Source organism: Halohasta litchfieldiae (genome assembly GCF_002788215.1).
In the GTDB taxonomy this organism is placed as follows: Archaea; Halobacteriota; Halobacteria; order Halobacteriales; family Haloferacaceae; genus Halohasta; species Halohasta litchfieldiae.
In genome coordinates this window covers 2,665,762-2,680,883 of record NZ_CP024845.1, presented here as the reverse complement: position 1 = coordinate 2,680,883, position 15,122 = coordinate 2,665,762, and the positions used below count along the sequence as shown (strand labels likewise).

Annotated in this window: 12 protein-coding genes; 5 read left to right on the top strand and 7 right to left on the bottom strand. The window is 59.7% G+C overall.

The genetic code is table 11. From position 1 onward, the window contains the following. Positions 1-12: 12 nt before the first annotated feature. Together HALTADL_RS13485 and HALTADL_RS13480 are read left to right on the top strand one after the other, a co-directional pair. Positions 13-2,784 (top strand): ATP-dependent helicase, encoded by a 2,772-nt coding sequence (locus tag HALTADL_RS13485; RefSeq protein ID WP_089672639.1) that lies wholly within the window; start codon positions 13-15, stop codon positions 2,782-2,784. A 59-nt stretch (positions 2,785-2,843) separates the two neighbouring features. Further along, positions 2,844-3,509, top strand: coding sequence for a VOC family protein (locus HALTADL_RS13480; protein ID WP_089672638.1), 666 nt, complete (start codon positions 2,844-2,846; stop codon positions 3,507-3,509). Positions 3,510-3,653: 144 nt separating this feature from the next. Here HALTADL_RS13480 and HALTADL_RS13475 read toward each other — a convergent pair whose 3' ends face one another. The 4 genes from HALTADL_RS13475 to HALTADL_RS13460 form a co-directional block, all read right to left on the bottom strand. Next, positions 3,654-3,866, bottom strand: coding sequence for a hypothetical protein (locus HALTADL_RS13475; protein ID WP_089672637.1), 213 nt, complete (start codon positions 3,864-3,866; stop codon positions 3,654-3,656). A 4-nt stretch (positions 3,867-3,870) separates the two neighbouring features. Next, positions 3,871-5,790 (bottom strand): right-handed parallel beta-helix repeat-containing protein, encoded by a 1,920-nt coding sequence (locus tag HALTADL_RS13470; RefSeq protein WP_143054142.1) that lies wholly within the window; start codon positions 5,788-5,790, stop codon positions 3,871-3,873. 257 nt (positions 5,791-6,047) lie between these two features. Then, a complete protein-coding gene (locus HALTADL_RS13465; protein WP_089672635.1) occupies positions 6,048-6,539 on the bottom strand; it encodes a DUF6789 family protein in 492 nt (163 codons plus the stop codon). 82 nt (positions 6,540-6,621) lie between these two features. After that, complete coding sequence (locus HALTADL_RS13460; protein ID WP_089672634.1) at positions 6,622-9,312, bottom strand: AAA domain-containing protein; 2,691 nt, start codon at positions 9,310-9,312, stop codon at positions 6,622-6,624. A 92-nt stretch (positions 9,313-9,404) separates the two neighbouring features. Here HALTADL_RS13460 and HALTADL_RS13455 point away from each other — a divergent pair, with 92 nt between their 5' ends. Further along, complete coding sequence (locus tag HALTADL_RS13455; protein WP_089672633.1) at positions 9,405-9,752, top strand: hypothetical protein; 348 nt, start codon at positions 9,405-9,407, stop codon at positions 9,750-9,752. Positions 9,753-9,854: 102 nt separating this feature from the next. Here the strand turns inward: HALTADL_RS13455 and HALTADL_RS13450 are convergent, their stop codons facing one another. Next, positions 9,855-10,661: a sulfurtransferase gene (locus tag HALTADL_RS13450; protein WP_089672632.1), complete on the bottom strand. Its 807-nt coding sequence runs from the start codon at positions 10,659-10,661 to the stop codon at positions 9,855-9,857. A 251-nt stretch (positions 10,662-10,912) separates the two neighbouring features. On the opposite strand from HALTADL_RS13450, the gene HALTADL_RS13445 reads away from it, so the two are divergent. Continuing rightward, positions 10,913-11,779: a sulfurtransferase gene (locus tag HALTADL_RS13445; protein ID WP_089672631.1), complete on the top strand. Its 867-nt coding sequence runs from the start codon at positions 10,913-10,915 to the stop codon at positions 11,777-11,779. A 31-nt stretch (positions 11,780-11,810) separates the two neighbouring features. Here the strand turns inward: HALTADL_RS13445 and HALTADL_RS13440 are convergent, their stop codons facing one another. Then, complete coding sequence (locus HALTADL_RS13440; protein WP_089672630.1) at positions 11,811-12,272, bottom strand: phosphate-starvation-inducible PsiE family protein; 462 nt, start codon at positions 12,270-12,272, stop codon at positions 11,811-11,813. Positions 12,273-12,379: 107 nt separating this feature from the next. Here HALTADL_RS13440 and HALTADL_RS13435 point away from each other — a divergent pair, with 107 nt between their 5' ends. Continuing rightward, positions 12,380-13,015, top strand: coding sequence for a rubrerythrin family protein (locus tag HALTADL_RS13435; protein WP_089672629.1), 636 nt, complete (start codon positions 12,380-12,382; stop codon positions 13,013-13,015). Between the two features lie 355 nt (positions 13,016-13,370). Here HALTADL_RS13435 and HALTADL_RS13430 read toward each other — a convergent pair whose 3' ends face one another. Beyond that, positions 13,371-15,092: a glutamate--tRNA ligase gene (locus HALTADL_RS13430; RefSeq protein WP_089672628.1), complete on the bottom strand. Its 1,722-nt coding sequence runs from the start codon at positions 15,090-15,092 to the stop codon at positions 13,371-13,373. Between the last annotated feature and the right edge of the window lie 30 nt (positions 15,093-15,122).

Genomic DNA, 15,122 nt, shown 5'->3' with positions numbered 1-15,122 from the left:
CTCTCTGGCAAGATGGCCACCTCCGGTCGCGACCTTCTCCGTACGGCAGCAGCCGACGCCGACTACGAGTTCGATCCGGAGACAGTCGACATCGCCGACGAGGACGTGCTGGACCTGTTCGAGCCGGCAGTACGCGAGTGGTGGGTCGAGGAGTTCGGCGCGTTCGTCGGCGACAACGGCGGCTTCTTTACCCCACCACAACGCGGCGCGGTTCCACACATCCACGACGAGGAAAACGCTCTGATCTGTGCGCCGACCGGCTCCGGCAAGACGCTGGCGTCGTTTGCGGCGATCATTAATGAACTGTTTCGCCGGGATCAAGCCGAAGAAGATGGCCTCGACAACTCGGTGTACTGTCTCTATATTTCGCCACTGAAGTCGCTGGCCAACGACATCCACCGGAATCTGACTGTTCCGTTGGACGGGATCTCGGACCGGCTGGCCGAGGCAGGCGTCGACACCGAGCTCCGACACGCGATTCGCCATGGTGACACCGATAGCGCGGCCCGCCAGCAGATGTTACACGAGACGCCACACATCCTCAACACGACCCCCGAAACGCTGGCAATCTTGCTGAACTCCCCGAAATTCAAGAAGAAACTCGAAAACGTCGAGTACGTGATCGTCGACGAAATCCACAGTCTGGCCGAAAACAAACGCGGGACACATCTCTCGGTCTCGTTGGAACGGCTCGAAAAGATGGCCGAGAGTTCACCGACCCGGATCGGCTGTTCGGCCACCGTCGAACCGCTGTCGACGGTTGCGGAGTTCCTCGTTGGTCGCAAAGAGCCGGGTGGCCCACCGCGGGAGTACGAACTGGTCGACAGTCGGTTCGTCCGGGAGTTCGATATGGAACTCGAATGTCCGACCGACGACCTGATCAACACCCCCAGAGAGACGATCCAGAATCGGTTTTATGACCGCCTCCACGAACTCGTCGACGACCACACCAACACGCTCGTCTTTACCAACACGCGGTCGGGTGCAGAACGCGTGCTGAAGACGCTCCGAGAACGGTTTCCAGACGAGTATGGTGAGGCTAACTCCGGCTGTCACCATGGGAGTCTCTCGAAAGATCGGCGCAAAGCAATCGAAGAGGGATTGAAGGCCGGCGAGTTGGACGTGGTGACCACTTCGACCAGTCTCGAACTCGGGATCGATATGCCCCACATCGATCTGGTGGTCCAGATCGGCTCGCCGAAATCCGTTGCTTCGCTCCTCCAGCGCGTTGGCCGGGCGGGCCACCAACTCGGCCAGACCGTAACAGGACGCGTCATCGCCTTGGACCGCGACGAGCTCATCGAGTGTGCGGTGATGCTCAACAAGGCCGAGGAGGGGTTCGTCGACCGCGTGTTCATCCCGGACAACGCGGCGGATGTCGCCGCCCAACACGTCTACGGGATGGCGATAAACCGCGTCTGGCGGGAGGACGATCTCAAGTCGACTCTTCGGCAGGCCTATCCCTACCGTAACTTCGATCCGACCGACTGGGAACGACTGATGCGGTATTTGACGTCTGACTACCCCGGGCTTGAAGACAAAAACGTCTACGCGAAGATTTGGCGAGATACCAACGACCGGCCGGATGGCGAGCATCACTACGAGGAGTTCCCGGTCGGCGAGCCGCTGATCGGCAAGCGCGGTCGACTCGCCCGCGTGATTTATATGACCAATATCGGGACGATTCCGGACTCCTTCAGCTGTGCGGTCCATACACGGAGTGACAAGGAGTGGGTTGGCACGCTCGATGAGGGGTATCTCGACACCATCGACCCCGGCGACGTGTTCGTTCTCGGCGGCCAGAACTTCGAATACAGCTACCGGCGCGGCTCGAAGGTGTACGTCGACCCAACGTCCGCGCGGCCGACCGTTCCGTCGTGGTTCTCCGAACGACTCCCGCTGTCGTACGATTTAGGCCGGGCAATCATCGACTTCCAGCGCGAGCTTGCCGACCGGTTCGACGCTGGCGGGATCGAGGGGCTCAGAGCGTGGCTTCGGGAGTTCCCGATAGACGAACACAGCGTTCGGGCGATCAGTCGACTGTTCGATGAACAGCAACGGTATCTCGGCGAGGATTCGATTAGCACCGACCAACGGATCGTCATCGAGACCGAGATCGACCGCACCGAGTACCGGCGTCGATTTTATATCCACTCGAACTACGGCCGGGCGTTCAACGATGGCCTCTCGCGGCTCGTCGCCTACCACTGTGCCCAACACGCGACGACGAATGTTCAGGTTGCGGTCGCCGACAACGGGTTTTCGATCCAGATGCCGCTGAATCGGAAGGTCGACGTCGCAGGAATCATTCAGGAACTTGATCCAGATGCGATCACCGCTGATCTCCGGTCAGCGCTCGACGGGACCGATCTGCTCCAGCGGTATTTCCGTATCAACGCGACTCGGTCGCTGATGATTCTCAAACGGTACAAGGGCTACGAGAAATCCGCCGCCCAACAGCAGGTCTCCAGCGAGATGCTGCTGTCGTTCGCTCAGAACCTCGACTCGTTTGCTGTCATCGAGGAGACCTACCGGGAAATCATGGAGGACAAGCTCAACATAACTGGAATTAAGCAGGTCCTACAGGCGGTCGACGATGGCGATATAGAAATCGTGTCTCACACCGTCGACTCCCCAAGCCCGCGGGCGTTCGGCTTGGCGACACTGATGGCCAGCGATGTGGTGCTCGCCGAGGACGAAAGTGCGGTGCTCCAAGAGTTCCATGATCGAGTGCTCGCTGAAATCGATGGTGAAGACCAGGTCGACGCCCTCGAAACCGAGTAGTCGCTGCCTACTGCGTCGGAGCCACCATCTACAAGCGCCTATCAAACGAACCACCACCAATGAAGTTCGAACGGGTAGGCGTTCCGGCGGCTGATCCCGAATCCCTGAGTAGGTGGTACGGCGAGCGGTTCGGTGACGGCGGTCCGGCGGCAGAATCACAGGTTCGGCTTGGCGAGACAACCCTGCAGTTCACCGAACACAGCGGGACTCCGCCGGTGCATCTGGCAGTTCGGCTCCTCGCCGATCCCGAGGCGGCTGTCGACTGGCTGGTCGACCGCGTACCAATGGTTCCTATCGATGGCGAGCCGAGTCGGTGGTTCGAGTTTCTGGATGCGACAGCGATCTACTTCGAGGACCCGGCGGCCAACGTGCTCGAAGGACTTTGTTATGTGGGTGATCCACGCCAAGAACCGGACTCAAAAGGAGTTTTCGACGGGGTAACCGAGGTCGGCCTGCCGGCTCCCGAGCCATTGGCGCTCGTCGACTGGCTCGAAGCGACTGTCGGGCTTTCGGCGTGGGGCTCACCGAGCGATACCTTCGGGTGGGTTGGCGACCGACATGCCCGGTTTGTGGTGATCCCGGTTGGTCGAGCCTGGTATCCGACCGACCGAACGGCCGATATCGCGCCGATTTCGGCGACCATCGTCGAGGAGTCCGCGACCCCCGGTCGACATTCACATCCGACACTACCGTACGAGATCCATGTCAGTCACGAAACTAGCTAAAAGACAAAACAAAGATCCCAGCAGTGTGGGACAAGATCGAACCGTCCAAAACCCCTACCCAGGGATCGCTCAGACGGTTTGCAGTCGGAAGGTACGTCTTGACCGCTCAACTGGGCGGGACCCGTCTACAGCAGACGGTATCAGTCAGCGGTGGGTCGAGATGTCGACAACCGATGATTCGTTGACAATCACGAACGCTTCCTGTTTCAGGAGTTGCTCGTCTTGGGGCAAAAAGAGCAGATGAGAGCTCTCTTTTTGCGTCGTTCGAATGACGTCCCATTCGGTGCCGTCGTATCCGAGGTCGTCCTTCGGATCCGGGTCCGCCGAAAGGGACTCCCAGTCACTGTATGCGGACATGGATCTACTGTGTGGCCTGTTCGACGGTGAGGTCGACGTGACCTTTGACTTGGAAGCTGACCAGTTCGCCGGAGAACCGGTAGCCATCGATACCTTTGGCGACAACGCCAGTCGCGGTCGATTCGTCGACGCGGTCCTCGATCTCGTCCCATGGACTGTCGGTGGTCGAGCTGATCGAATCGCTCCGCTCGATCTGACCACTGACAACGACTTTGTACTGGGCGAGGTCGTCGCTGACCGTGCCATCGAGCATGAGAACGTTGGTGAGGTCACCTGCGTCCGACGAGCCATCATCCGACGAACCATCATCCGACGAACCATCATCCGACGAACCATCGTCAGATGAACCATCGTCAGATGAACTATCGTCCGAGGAACTGTCGTCGGTCTGTTGGTCGTCCCCGCTGGACTGGTCGACGAGGAGATCGTCCATCGAAACCTCGGTTCCGTTGAGCAACAGCGATACGGCATCACTGTCACCGCTAATGGAGAAGGCGGTGATGTCGCCTGCGACATCGAAGGAGTCGCCGCTGGAGCCGGCTCCCGAAAGCGCGCCGGTAGCCGTCCAAGTGCCGTCGTCGTTCTGGCTTGCACTCTCGCCGACCGAGTCGTCATTTGCATTGTACTGTTCGAGATCGTATCGTGGCGTGATCTCACCGCTGGCTGTAAACTCGTAGGTTGCGCCGTCGGATGGCGACGTCGTCACGAGGAGTCGGTCAGTACCCTCAGCAGGCTCTTCTGAGCTGCCCGAATCGGTTGAACCGGTGCTGCCAGACGAATCCGAACTGTCCGAGTCCGTCGAATCAGTGTCGTCAGACGTGTCGACCGTCGTGTCGCCCTGTGGATCCTCACCAGTTGGTGCCTCGGCGCTGCTTCCGGTCGTGGCATCGAAGTTCGAGGGGTAGCTGAGGTTTCCGTCGCCGGTAATGTCGATGTTCGTTCCGGTCCACGTCTCGGCGGTCTCGCCCTCCTGATCCTGAATCGCGTCGTTGCTCGTGTTGTTCAGGATGCGAACGTTTTTGATCGTTCCAGATCCACCTTCTGCAGTCCCGTGGAGCTGGATCGGTATTCCGGCCCCATCGTAGGAGTGAATGATCTCGGTGTCCTCGATCAGCTGATTCTCACCGGGCGCACGGACACGAATCCCACGGGAGTTCTGGTATCCACTCGGGCTTGTCCGGGGTGCCTTATCATTGATCACGAGACAGTTTCTGACGATGCTGTCAGGTGATCCGATACGGATGCCGGAGATATTGTTGTTGTGTGAGGTGCAGTTCTCGACGATAACCTGCCCACCGGCTCCGTCGCTGTAGCCCGGCGAACTCGCATAGATGCCGTTGTCGTCGAAGTTCGCGTAGTAGCAGTTTCGGATCTCGATAACACCGGCGTGGTCGCGGGGTGCGTAGAACGCTTTCGACTCTGCGCCCTCTTCACCACCGTCGGGGAAGTTGACGTTGTCAATGATGATGTGACCATCGTCATCTGCATCGAGGCGGAATCGCGAACTGTTACCGGTTGCCCGTCCTCGGATGGTAAAGTTCCGAATTTCGACTGTGCCACTGGCCTTGATCGTCTGGTAGTAGTCGCCAGCGACGTTGTTGAGAATAACTTCGCCTTGGCCAACAATGGCGGCATTCCTCGTTGCGCCGGTAAACCCGTCGCCATCCCAGTCGTACTCGCCTTCGGGAACGCGTACTTCGACACCGTTGTCGACATACTCCTCGAGATACGGATCAATCGTATCGCCCTGACTCAATCCCTGCTGACCGAGGTCGACGACCGTCTCGGGAGCCGCCGCGACCGACGTCGTTGCCCCGACGCCACCGAGTGCGGCTGCACCGACTGCGGCACCACTGAGCCGCATATAATCTCGTCTGTTAAGCTGTCCCTTCTGCCCGGAGTCGTCCGAATGGCGTTTTGCCATATCCCGTTAGGATCAGGTTTCACATATAGTATTTCTGACCAATTGTATAGAAATAGTATTTATTTAGAGATTTATAGTAGACTGATAGAGACGATCAACGTCGACTAAGTAGCGACTGCATACTGTTTACATACCGCTTTTGCCGATAGTCACTCAGACGCAACTATCCGCAATAGCTGACTGTCGGGGATCTACTTGGAACAGGACAGCTGGTTTCATCGTCGACATACTGCCGAGTAAGGGATACCTACCGCGGTTCAGACCTCGTAGGCTGCAATCGAGGCGTACCGCGTGTAGACGGTCCCGAGAACGGCGCCGTATACCCAGTGATTAACGAGCGTCATCACCAGATAGATGACGAGCGAGACGCCACTCTGATCGGTATAAAAGGCGAGGACGAACCCGGTCCAGATGATTGTCCCGAAGGTCACACCGCGGAGGGGGACGCTGTTGGCCGGCGGGAGGTAGTTGCCAAGCGTGATGAACAGCAGCGGCAACACTGTCATCCCACCGAGCACGAAGATCGCAACGCCACCCCAGAAGTTCAACCCGTAGCCGACGATGTTCGCAAATCCCGAAAACGCGACTGGATCGAGAACACCCAGAATCGTTGCAACACCGAAAATCGGTTGCATGGCGGCCATCCCGATGAGGCCGGAGAGACCGGCAACCGAAATCTCACGAACGCCAATCTGTCCTGACTGTCGTGAGATCTCCTTTGAACTGCGTGTCTCCGATTCGTTACTCATACACATACCCACGCCGAGGATGGCAAAAAGTGTAGTTCAGACAGAAGAGATAGTTTCGTTGAGTGGACGAACTGGCGACCAGTTAGCGATCCGCCCAGTCGAGCAGTCGACGGTAGAACGGCTCGGTTGAGAGCGCCCCTCGGTCGCCGACGAGCACCAGTCCCTTCTTGGCTCGGGAGAGGGCGACGTTGATCCGGCGGTAGTCATCGAATAACGGCCCTTCAAGCTGGCCGGTTGCCACAAACGAGACGATGATGATCTCCTTGCTCGATCCCTGAAAGCGGTCGACCGTGTCGACGGTCACGTCGACTCGGCGGCTGATCTCGGCGACCTGTGCCCGGAACGGTGCAATGACGCCGATATCCTCGGGGTCGACACCGGCCTGTAGATAGGCGTCGACGATCTCGGCGACCCGGTCGGCCTCGGTCGGGTTCGTGTTACCGACACGCGTGCCGCCGGGGTCGAGAAACGTCACCGCATCTCTGAGTTCCGCTGGCAGCGAGTCGGGATCGCAGAGTTCCGACAACAACTGGGCGGCGACCGCGCCCGTTGCGGGTCGGAGCGCGCCGTCGTAGAACTCGGCCGACGAAAAGGCCTGAATCCGCTGGGACATTCGGTACTGGCGAGTGAGCATGACCGCTGCGTCGGGATACTGCTCGATCAATCGCTCGAACAGCGAGGTCGACAGCGGGTTCCCATCGGTCGAGTCGTCGCCAGCCTCAGCAGCCTGTACGACAGGTGGGAGCTGTTCGTGATCGCCCACGAGCACGAACCGGTCGGCTCGGTTGAGCGCTGCCATCGCGCTCGGTTCGGTGAGTTGGGAGGCCTCGTCGACCACTGCGACGTCGAAGCTCTGTTCGCGCATCACGCGTGAGCCACAACTCGCCGTTGTCGCGGCGACGACCGGCGCGGTTCGGAGTTCGGCGGCCCGCTCGTTGGGGTCACCCCGTGTTTCGAGCTGGACGTCCAACATATCTTCGCGGATACCAGTGTCGGTGCCAACACGACAAATGTCTTCGAAGCCTTGGTCGCGGAGGGCTTCAAGCGCGTTGTCGACCGCCCGGTTCGTGAACGCGGTCAACAGCACCCGGTCGCCTCGGTCGACGAGGGCGCGTATCAACCGCGCGATAGTATACGTTTTCCCGGTGCCGGGTGGGCCGTGGATCAGTGCGCAGTCGTTGGCGTTGACCCCCAGATTGACGGCCTGATTTTGTCCCTCGTTGTTGTCGATAAACGTCTCGTGGGAGTCGTCGAACTCGGGCGCTCGGCGGCCGAAGAGGATCTCCTTGCGCTCCTCGCTACTCTTGAGAACGGTATCGTGGAGCGCGGTCAACATTCGGTCGACCGAGATCTCGGAGGGATAGACGTCGAGTCGACGGAGCTCAACCGGTTCGTCGGCGGTGACGACGATCTCCTCGTCGAGTTGGGTAATCCGACACAGTTCGGCGTGGCCTTCGACCGGGTTCCCCTCGCTGGCGAGTGCAACGTCGCCCTCTCGGAGTTTTGAAACGGCCTCGCGTGGCTTTCGCGCGCGAAGCTCCCAGCGGTTACCGTCGATCTCACGCTGGCCCAGCGGTTCGAGATCGATCAACGCCCGGTCGTCGTCGGCCCGTTCTTGATCGCCCTGCTCCCAGAGCTTGCGGTACTCGTCGTGGGTCGACCGGCGTTCGGCCTCAATTGCCCCATAAAACCGCTCGAAGTACGCCTGCTCGTCGTCGGGGATCGGTCGACCGACCGCGCCCGCTTTCGACTCCTGGTTGAGTCGGCCCGAAACTACCATACAGGTGTCCTGTTCGAAACAATACTCGCACTTCGCATCGGCTTCGTACCCTGTCGGGATCTCCTCGCGGGCCTCCATCGCGGCGAGTTCGTTTCGGCTTCTGACGACGAACTCCAGCAATCCTTTCCCCATCGTGAACTCCTTGGCTGGCGAGAGGTCGCCGGACTCTTCGGTGCGTTCGAGCGTCGTGTTTTTGGTATACAGAAGGGTCCCGGTGTCGACCGAGACGCCGCGTTCTTCGAGCATCAAGGCGTAGCTCGCCGCCTGAATCTTGTCCTGAAACCGTGGCTCACGGGAGGTGTTTTTGCCCGTCTTGAGTTCGACCGGCATCCCACGCCGGAGCGCATCGGCCCGTCCTTTCAGCCCAAATGTCGGACTGATAAGGGTGTACTCGGATCGCCACGCATCTTCGTCAGTCAGGGTCCCTTGGGCGAGCCAGCCCTCGATTGCGGCGGCGTTGCCCCGGACTTCGCCTTCGACCTCCGCCAGCTCCCGACCCAGCAGGCCGAGTTCCAACCCGGCCTCCTCGACGCGGTCGGTGATCGACGCGTCGAGATCCCGGCCACGAAGTAGATCCCCGAACACGTCGTGGACGATGGTCCCCTTGACGACCGGGTAGTTGAGCGGGATCGCCGACAGCTTGTTCAGATAGTACATTCGTGGACACTGCACCCACGAGCGAATCGCCGTCACGTCGACCAGAAAGTCGGGTTCAAGGACAACATACGACTCCTTGGTGGTGCTGTAGGTCACTCCACCCTGATCGTCTTCGACATCCGGTTCGGTGACGATCAGGTCCATCCCCGGCTCGGCGTGGTCGGCGGTGTCAGCCCACTTGGCCCACAGCGTTACATCAACCGCTACATCGCCGCCCGTTTCGGTCCCGTCAGTTGGTCGAAGTCGAACCTCTGCGAGTTTGCGCTCGCCGTACTCGGTTTCGACGGTTGTCGGCTCGTCGACGGTGATAATCTCTCCGCGGAGGTTCGCTGTCACTACCCTCTCTCAGCGCTGGGGACTAAAAAACGCTGTCAGTGGTCGAGCGACGAGTCGGAGGACGGATATGCCCCGCCTGCCTACCGCCACCAATGTCGGAGCCGACTGCGTACGAAACCTACGGAAAACCGATTGTCAAAACTGTTGTTGTCTTTCTCCTCGCAGTATCGCTGTTTGCCGCCTACAGTCTGCTCAGTAGTGAAGGCTTAACACCGGCTGTGATCGGTGACGTGGCCGTCACGATCTATGTTTCGGCGCTTGTCTTTTATGGTGTCTTCTGGGAGGCTACCGAGAGTCAACGGTTCCGGGTCGCGCTGTATTTTGGGGTCGTTCTCTGGGGAAGCGAACGGTTCCTCTCCGGGAACGAATCGGTGTTCACTGTGGTGCTGATCCTCGGTGGACTGGGGATGGTTATTCGAGAGCTGTATTTTACCGAATAACCCCGATAGCACGATCACACTGTTAGGCTGTCCGACTGATAGCGTCGACCGTGATCGTGAGTACGGTTATATTTCTATCTCGTGAGAGTGGGTAGGAACTGCCTACTCGCCGGAATCGATGGTCTGGAGCACGCCATTGGCGTTTTTCCACTCGGTCATACTACCCTCGTAGACCGCAACCTGCTCAAAGCCGAGCGACCGAAGGACGACGAAGGTGTGGCTCAGTCGACGCGAGGTATTGCAGTAGAGAATGATCGGACGGGAGCGGTCGGTCTCGATACCACGCTCGGTGAACAGCGATTCGATTTTGGCGCTGGATTTGACGCCACGGGTTTCCTCGTCGACGAGTTCCATCCAGTCGACTCGGATTGCGCCGGGTAGGTGGCCCTCCTCGTATTCCCACTGCTCGCGGGTGTCGATCAGCGTTGTGTCCCCGTTCTCGATTGCATCCTCGACGGCCTCACGGTCGACGATTGGGGCGTCGGCAACCATCTCCTTTGACTCGTACTCTGTCGGGTCGACAGCCGGAGTGTCATCAGTGACCTCGTAGCTGCGTCGCCACGTGCTGAAGTCGCCGTTGAGAAGTCGAACGTCGTCGTGACCGTAGACGAGCGCGGTGAGGACAAAGCGGGCGGCGAACACGCCGTGGGTGTCGTCGTAGGCAACGATGGTGTCGTCGGGGGAGATTCCGGCCTCGCCGAGCAAATCGGCGAAGGCGTCGGCACCCGGGAGCGTGCCGGGATCCGTCGACTCGCTGTCGCGGTAACTATCGAACGGGATCGAAACCGCGCCGGGGAGATGGCCCATGGCGTCGTACTCCCATGTGTCACGGACGTCGACGATCCGAACTGAGGGGTCATCGAGCCGGTCGGCGAGCCACGCCGGGTCGGCCAGCAGGTTTGTGGACATACTGGTTCGGTATGGCTCGGAGATGGTTAACGCTGTGTCGGTGTCGACCGCCGCCGGGGTTCTGTGATACAGGAGAATATTGCATGATCTTTCGAGAACCAATCAGTCATGGGTCGCTCCAGTGCTGTTTTGACGGTACAAATCGTTTGCTCGCCTCGAACCGCTGGCAATTCTCTCCGGAATCGAACAGGACCGGCCGAAAGCACCGTCTGTAATAGTACTAAGACAGTGGAGGGAGTACGACATCTTGTATGGCAGATTCAGATTACGCAAAAGACGTGCTGGTCTCGGCCGACTGGGTCGAAGACCACCTCGAAGAGTTCCAGAGCGACGATTCCGACTATCGCCTGGTCGAAGTCGACGTCGACACCGAGGCCTACGACGAGAGTCACGCCCCCGGTGCTATCGGCTTCAACTGGGAATCCCAGCTTCAGGATCAGACAACCCGAGACATCCTCACGAAGGACGACTTCGAGGACCTGCTCGGCTCCCACGGCATCAGCGAGGACTCGACGGTCGTCCTCTACGGTGACAACGCCAACTGGTTTGCGGCCTACACCTACTGGCAGTTCAAATACTACGGCCACGACGACGTGAAACTCCTCGACGGCGGCCGCGAGTACTGGCTCGACAACGACTACTCAGTGACCGACGAGGAGCCCGACTTCTCGGCAGTCGACTACACTGCCTCCGGTCCACGAGAGTCCATCCGAGCCTACCGCGACGATGTCGACAACGCCATCGATAAGGGTCTTCCACTTGTCGACGTTCGCTCTCCAGAGGAGTTCTCGGGAGAGGTCCTGGCACCGCCAGGACTCAACGAGACCGCCCAGCGCGGCGGCCACGTCCCCGGCGCACAGAACATCTCGTGGGCTGCGGTCACCAACGAGGACGGCACCTTCAAAAGTGCTGATGAGATCGAAGCGCTCTACGCCGACAAAGGCATCGACGGCGACAGCACGACGGTCGCCTACTGCCGAATCGGCGAGCGCTCGTCGGTTGCTTGGTTCGCGCTTCACGAACTGCTCGGCTACGAGGACGCCATCAACTACGATGGTTCCTGGACCGAGTGGGGGAACCTCGTGGGCGCGCCCATTGAGAAAGGCAGCGGCGAATAAATAGCTACCAGGCCCTCTCAGTCGGAGTCGACTACTCCCGTAGAGAGGACGGCGATTCACCTTCTTTCATCGTATCCCACCGAACCGCAAGGAAGACAAGCACGAGAGCAAGCAGCAACGCGGCCAGCCCGAGGGCTGCCGGAAGCGCGTTTCTCGTTGTCCCGAACTCGTCGACACGGAAGCTGATGATCTGCCGCGCAACGGCGATAATGGCCGCACTAACGATGATCGGCAACACCGGATCGTCGGCTGCGTAGGCAATGAGCGTTCGATGGACTTCGAGTATGATCAACAACAACAGGACCGTATCGATCAGGCTGACAACAGCCACCGGGTCGGTGAATTCGCCGGTGACGATGAGTTGAAACAGGCCGAGACCGAGATCAATCAGGCCGATCAGAAACAGTGCCAGCAGAAAGTAGGTGGTGGTGAGCACGAACCACCGGAGCAGATCCTTCGAGTAGCTGGTGAAATCGGCCGGATCGATTGGCACAGAGTACCACGGTTCCGGAGCCGCTTTGGTTTTATGCCCGATTCGAGTGGCCAAACAGCGGCTCCAAACCACACAGACTCAAGAACGATGATAGCGTGGTGTCGACCATGACCGACGACTTCATCGAATCCGTCCGAACCGAAAACAAAACCGCACTCTCACGACTCGGCTCATCGAAAGCGCTGTACGCCGAGACAGACGGCGACATCGAGGCCGAAACCGTGCTCCGGGCCGCAGCGATTGCTGAAGACGCCGCACGCGAAACGTTCGAACTGTGGGCCGACAACGAATCCAACGACGACGCGGCCTCGCTTTTTAGTGATCTCGCCGAGCAGGAAGCCGACCACTACGAGACGGTAGCCGGGAAGCTCGATGATGCACCGGACGCTGGCGACATCGATGAGCTTCCGGCGATCCAGTCGACGCTCCGTAGCTTCGAGTCGACCATCGAACGCGCCGGTGGCCTCGTCGGGCGCTGTCTAGTCGCCAAAAAATCGAAAGAACAGTACACCGGCTACTTCGTCGGTGATGCCGACCCCCGAACCGCCAGTGTCTTTCGGGAGCTCGGTGGAGATGTCGAGGATCAACTTGACCGTGCGGTCGACCTCGTTGAGTCGATTGCCGAGAGCGACGATGATCTCGACCGGGCCCGTGAGGCCGCCAGCGAGGCGATCCAAGCAGCCTACGATGAGTACACCGAATCGCTTGAATCGATGGGCGTCAACCCCAAGCCAGTCTGCTAATCCCGAAAGAAGCGTTTTATGTCAGCTACAATCCCACAATCAGCAGACACGTCTCTCTGAGACAGTATACAAGGACAGTCAAAAACAGCATCTCACCGCTCGAAAACCGCCGATACACCTCTGCCAACCACTGAACGCACCTACTTTCCTTTTGGACACTCCATCCACAACTCCGATTCGAATATCATCTTGTTCGGCGTTGTTGGTTGTGTAGCTCTCTCTGATTTGTCCGAGTCGATACGCCGTTTCTCGTCCATGTATGTTACTGTCACACATAGATATATAAATCTGAGTGTTGTATTTTTATCACTAATTGCGGATCAAGGAATTGTAGGCCGTCGACCGCCCGACTAGCTCAGGCGTGGGTGTAGTAGACGACCGATTCGTCGGTCTCGTGTCGGTCGACGCGGACGAAACCGATGCGTTCGAACTGGATGATCTCGTCGACCTCGGTATCGCCAAAGGCAGGTTCAGCGGCCCCCTCCACGTCGCCATCTGGGGTTCGCATTCGCACGTCAACAGTTTTGTCCGCCGGAACCCAGTGGATCACGTCGACGTCGCCCTCACGAACGGCCGAAATGTCGTCGCCGGTGGCGACGAACTCGCCGTCCTCGTAGCGAACACAGCCGTAGCCTTTGAGCCAGATGCGGTCGCCCTCGCTCGGCCGGTCGTCGGGTTCGATGAGCACAGCATTGTCGACCGGGATCTCGCGGCGGCCCCGATCCTCGTGGTTGGGGTGGAGTGGTGGCTGGCCAGCCTCGGGTTTTGCGTCGCCAACGACCGGGAGCTCCTCGCCGTCGCGGACGAGGAAGTAGCGATTCGCGTCGTCGTCGACCAGATCGCGGTTGTTGGCATAGATCGACGACATCGCGAGGTCGACATCCGAGGTCGACATGCCGAGGCCGATCATCGACTCGACGATGGCTTGGCCCTGTATTCCACGACGGCGGACCGACTGGAGCGTGGGTGCGCGTGGGTCATCCCAGCCGTCGAGTTCGCCCTTGTCGATGAGTTCCTTGATGGTCGAGGTCGAGATCTTGATATCGTACTCGTCGAGCTGGACGTGGCCCCAGTGGAGCACTTCGGGGTACTCCCAGTCGAAGTAGTCGTAGACGAACTGCTGGCGTTTGGCCGAGTCCTGCAGGTCGATCCCGCGAATGATGTGGGTGATGCCGGTGAGATGGTCGTCGACACCGGATTGGAAGTCGAGCATCGGCCAACAGCGGTAGTCGGCGGCCTCCTCACGGGGGTGGGGTGTGTCGATCATGCGGAACGCCACCCAGTCCCGCAGGGCGGGGTTCTTGTGTTCGATATCGGTTTTGACGCGGAGGACCATTTCTCCCGACTGGTACTCGCCGTCGACCATCGCTTCGAACTCTTCGAGGACGGTCTCGGGGTCCTTGTCGCGGTTGGGCGATGGTGTGGCCTCCTTTTTGAGTTCGGAAAACTCCTCGGCGGGCAGATCGCAGGTGTAGGCTTCGCCCATTTCGATCAGTTCGCGGGCGTGATCGTAGTAGGTCTCGACGCGGTCGGAGGCGCGGTAGACTTCGTCGGGCTCGAAGCCGAGGTATTCGATGTCTTCGAGAATTGCGTCGTAGGCCGAGAGATCCGGGCGTTTGGTTTCGGGGTCGGTGTCGTCGAACCGGACGACAAACTCGCCGTCGTAGCGCTCGGTGTAGGTGCCGATCACCGAGGGCATGCGGGCGTGGCCGAGATGCCACGGGCCGTTGGGGTTGGGCGCGGCGCGGAGCCGGACCGTGTCGTAGTCCTCAACGTTCGGCAGATCGGGCAGGGTGTGTTCGTCGACTTCGTCTTCGGCATCGAGTTCGTCGACCAACTCCTGATCCAACTCGGCGAGTCGCTCGCGGCGGGCCTCGCGGTCCAACCCGCCAATTTTGCCGACGACTTGGCCGACGACGCCCGGCACCTCGTCGCCGTGCGGTCGGAAGTCGGGATTGTCGCCCATCAGTGGGCCCATGATCGCGCCTACGTCGGGGTCGCTGTCGTGTTTGAGCGCGTTGAACAGGGCGTGTTTCTCGGCTTCCTGTTGCACGCGGCTGCGAAGATCGTCGTCCATTAGGTGTGGCTTTCGCGTGACCCGTCAAAA

What these genes read in the sequence shown, in the direction of transcription:
- HALTADL_RS13485 (WP_089672639.1), top strand. Translation starts at nt 13, where the DNA reads ATGGCCACCTCCGGTCGCGACCTTCTCCGTACGGCAGCAGCCGACGCC.
- HALTADL_RS13480 (WP_089672638.1), top strand. Translation starts at nt 2,844, where the DNA reads ATGAAGTTCGAACGGGTAGGCGTTCCGGCGGCTGATCCCGAATCCCTG.
- HALTADL_RS13475 (WP_089672637.1), bottom strand. Translation starts at nt 3,866, where the DNA reads ATGTCCGCATACAGTGACTGGGAGTCCCTTTCGGCGGACCCGGATCCG.
- HALTADL_RS13470 (WP_143054142.1), bottom strand. Translation starts at nt 5,790, where the DNA reads ATGGCAAAACGCCATTCGGACGACTCCGGGCAGAAGGGACAGCTTAAC.
- HALTADL_RS13465 (WP_089672635.1), bottom strand. Translation starts at nt 6,539, where the DNA reads ATGAGTAACGAATCGGAGACACGCAGTTCAAAGGAGATCTCACGACAG.
- HALTADL_RS13455 (WP_089672633.1), top strand. Translation starts at nt 9,405, where the DNA reads ATGTCGGAGCCGACTGCGTACGAAACCTACGGAAAACCGATTGTCAAA.
- HALTADL_RS13450 (WP_089672632.1), bottom strand. Translation starts at nt 10,661, where the DNA reads ATGTCCACAAACCTGCTGGCCGACCCGGCGTGGCTCGCCGACCGGCTC.
- HALTADL_RS13445 (WP_089672631.1), top strand. Translation starts at nt 10,913, where the DNA reads ATGGCAGATTCAGATTACGCAAAAGACGTGCTGGTCTCGGCCGACTGG.
- HALTADL_RS13435 (WP_089672629.1), top strand. Translation starts at nt 12,380, where the DNA reads ATGACCGACGACTTCATCGAATCCGTCCGAACCGAAAACAAAACCGCA.
- HALTADL_RS13430 (WP_089672628.1), bottom strand. Translation starts at nt 15,092, where the DNA reads ATGGACGACGATCTTCGCAGCCGCGTGCAACAGGAAGCCGAGAAACAC.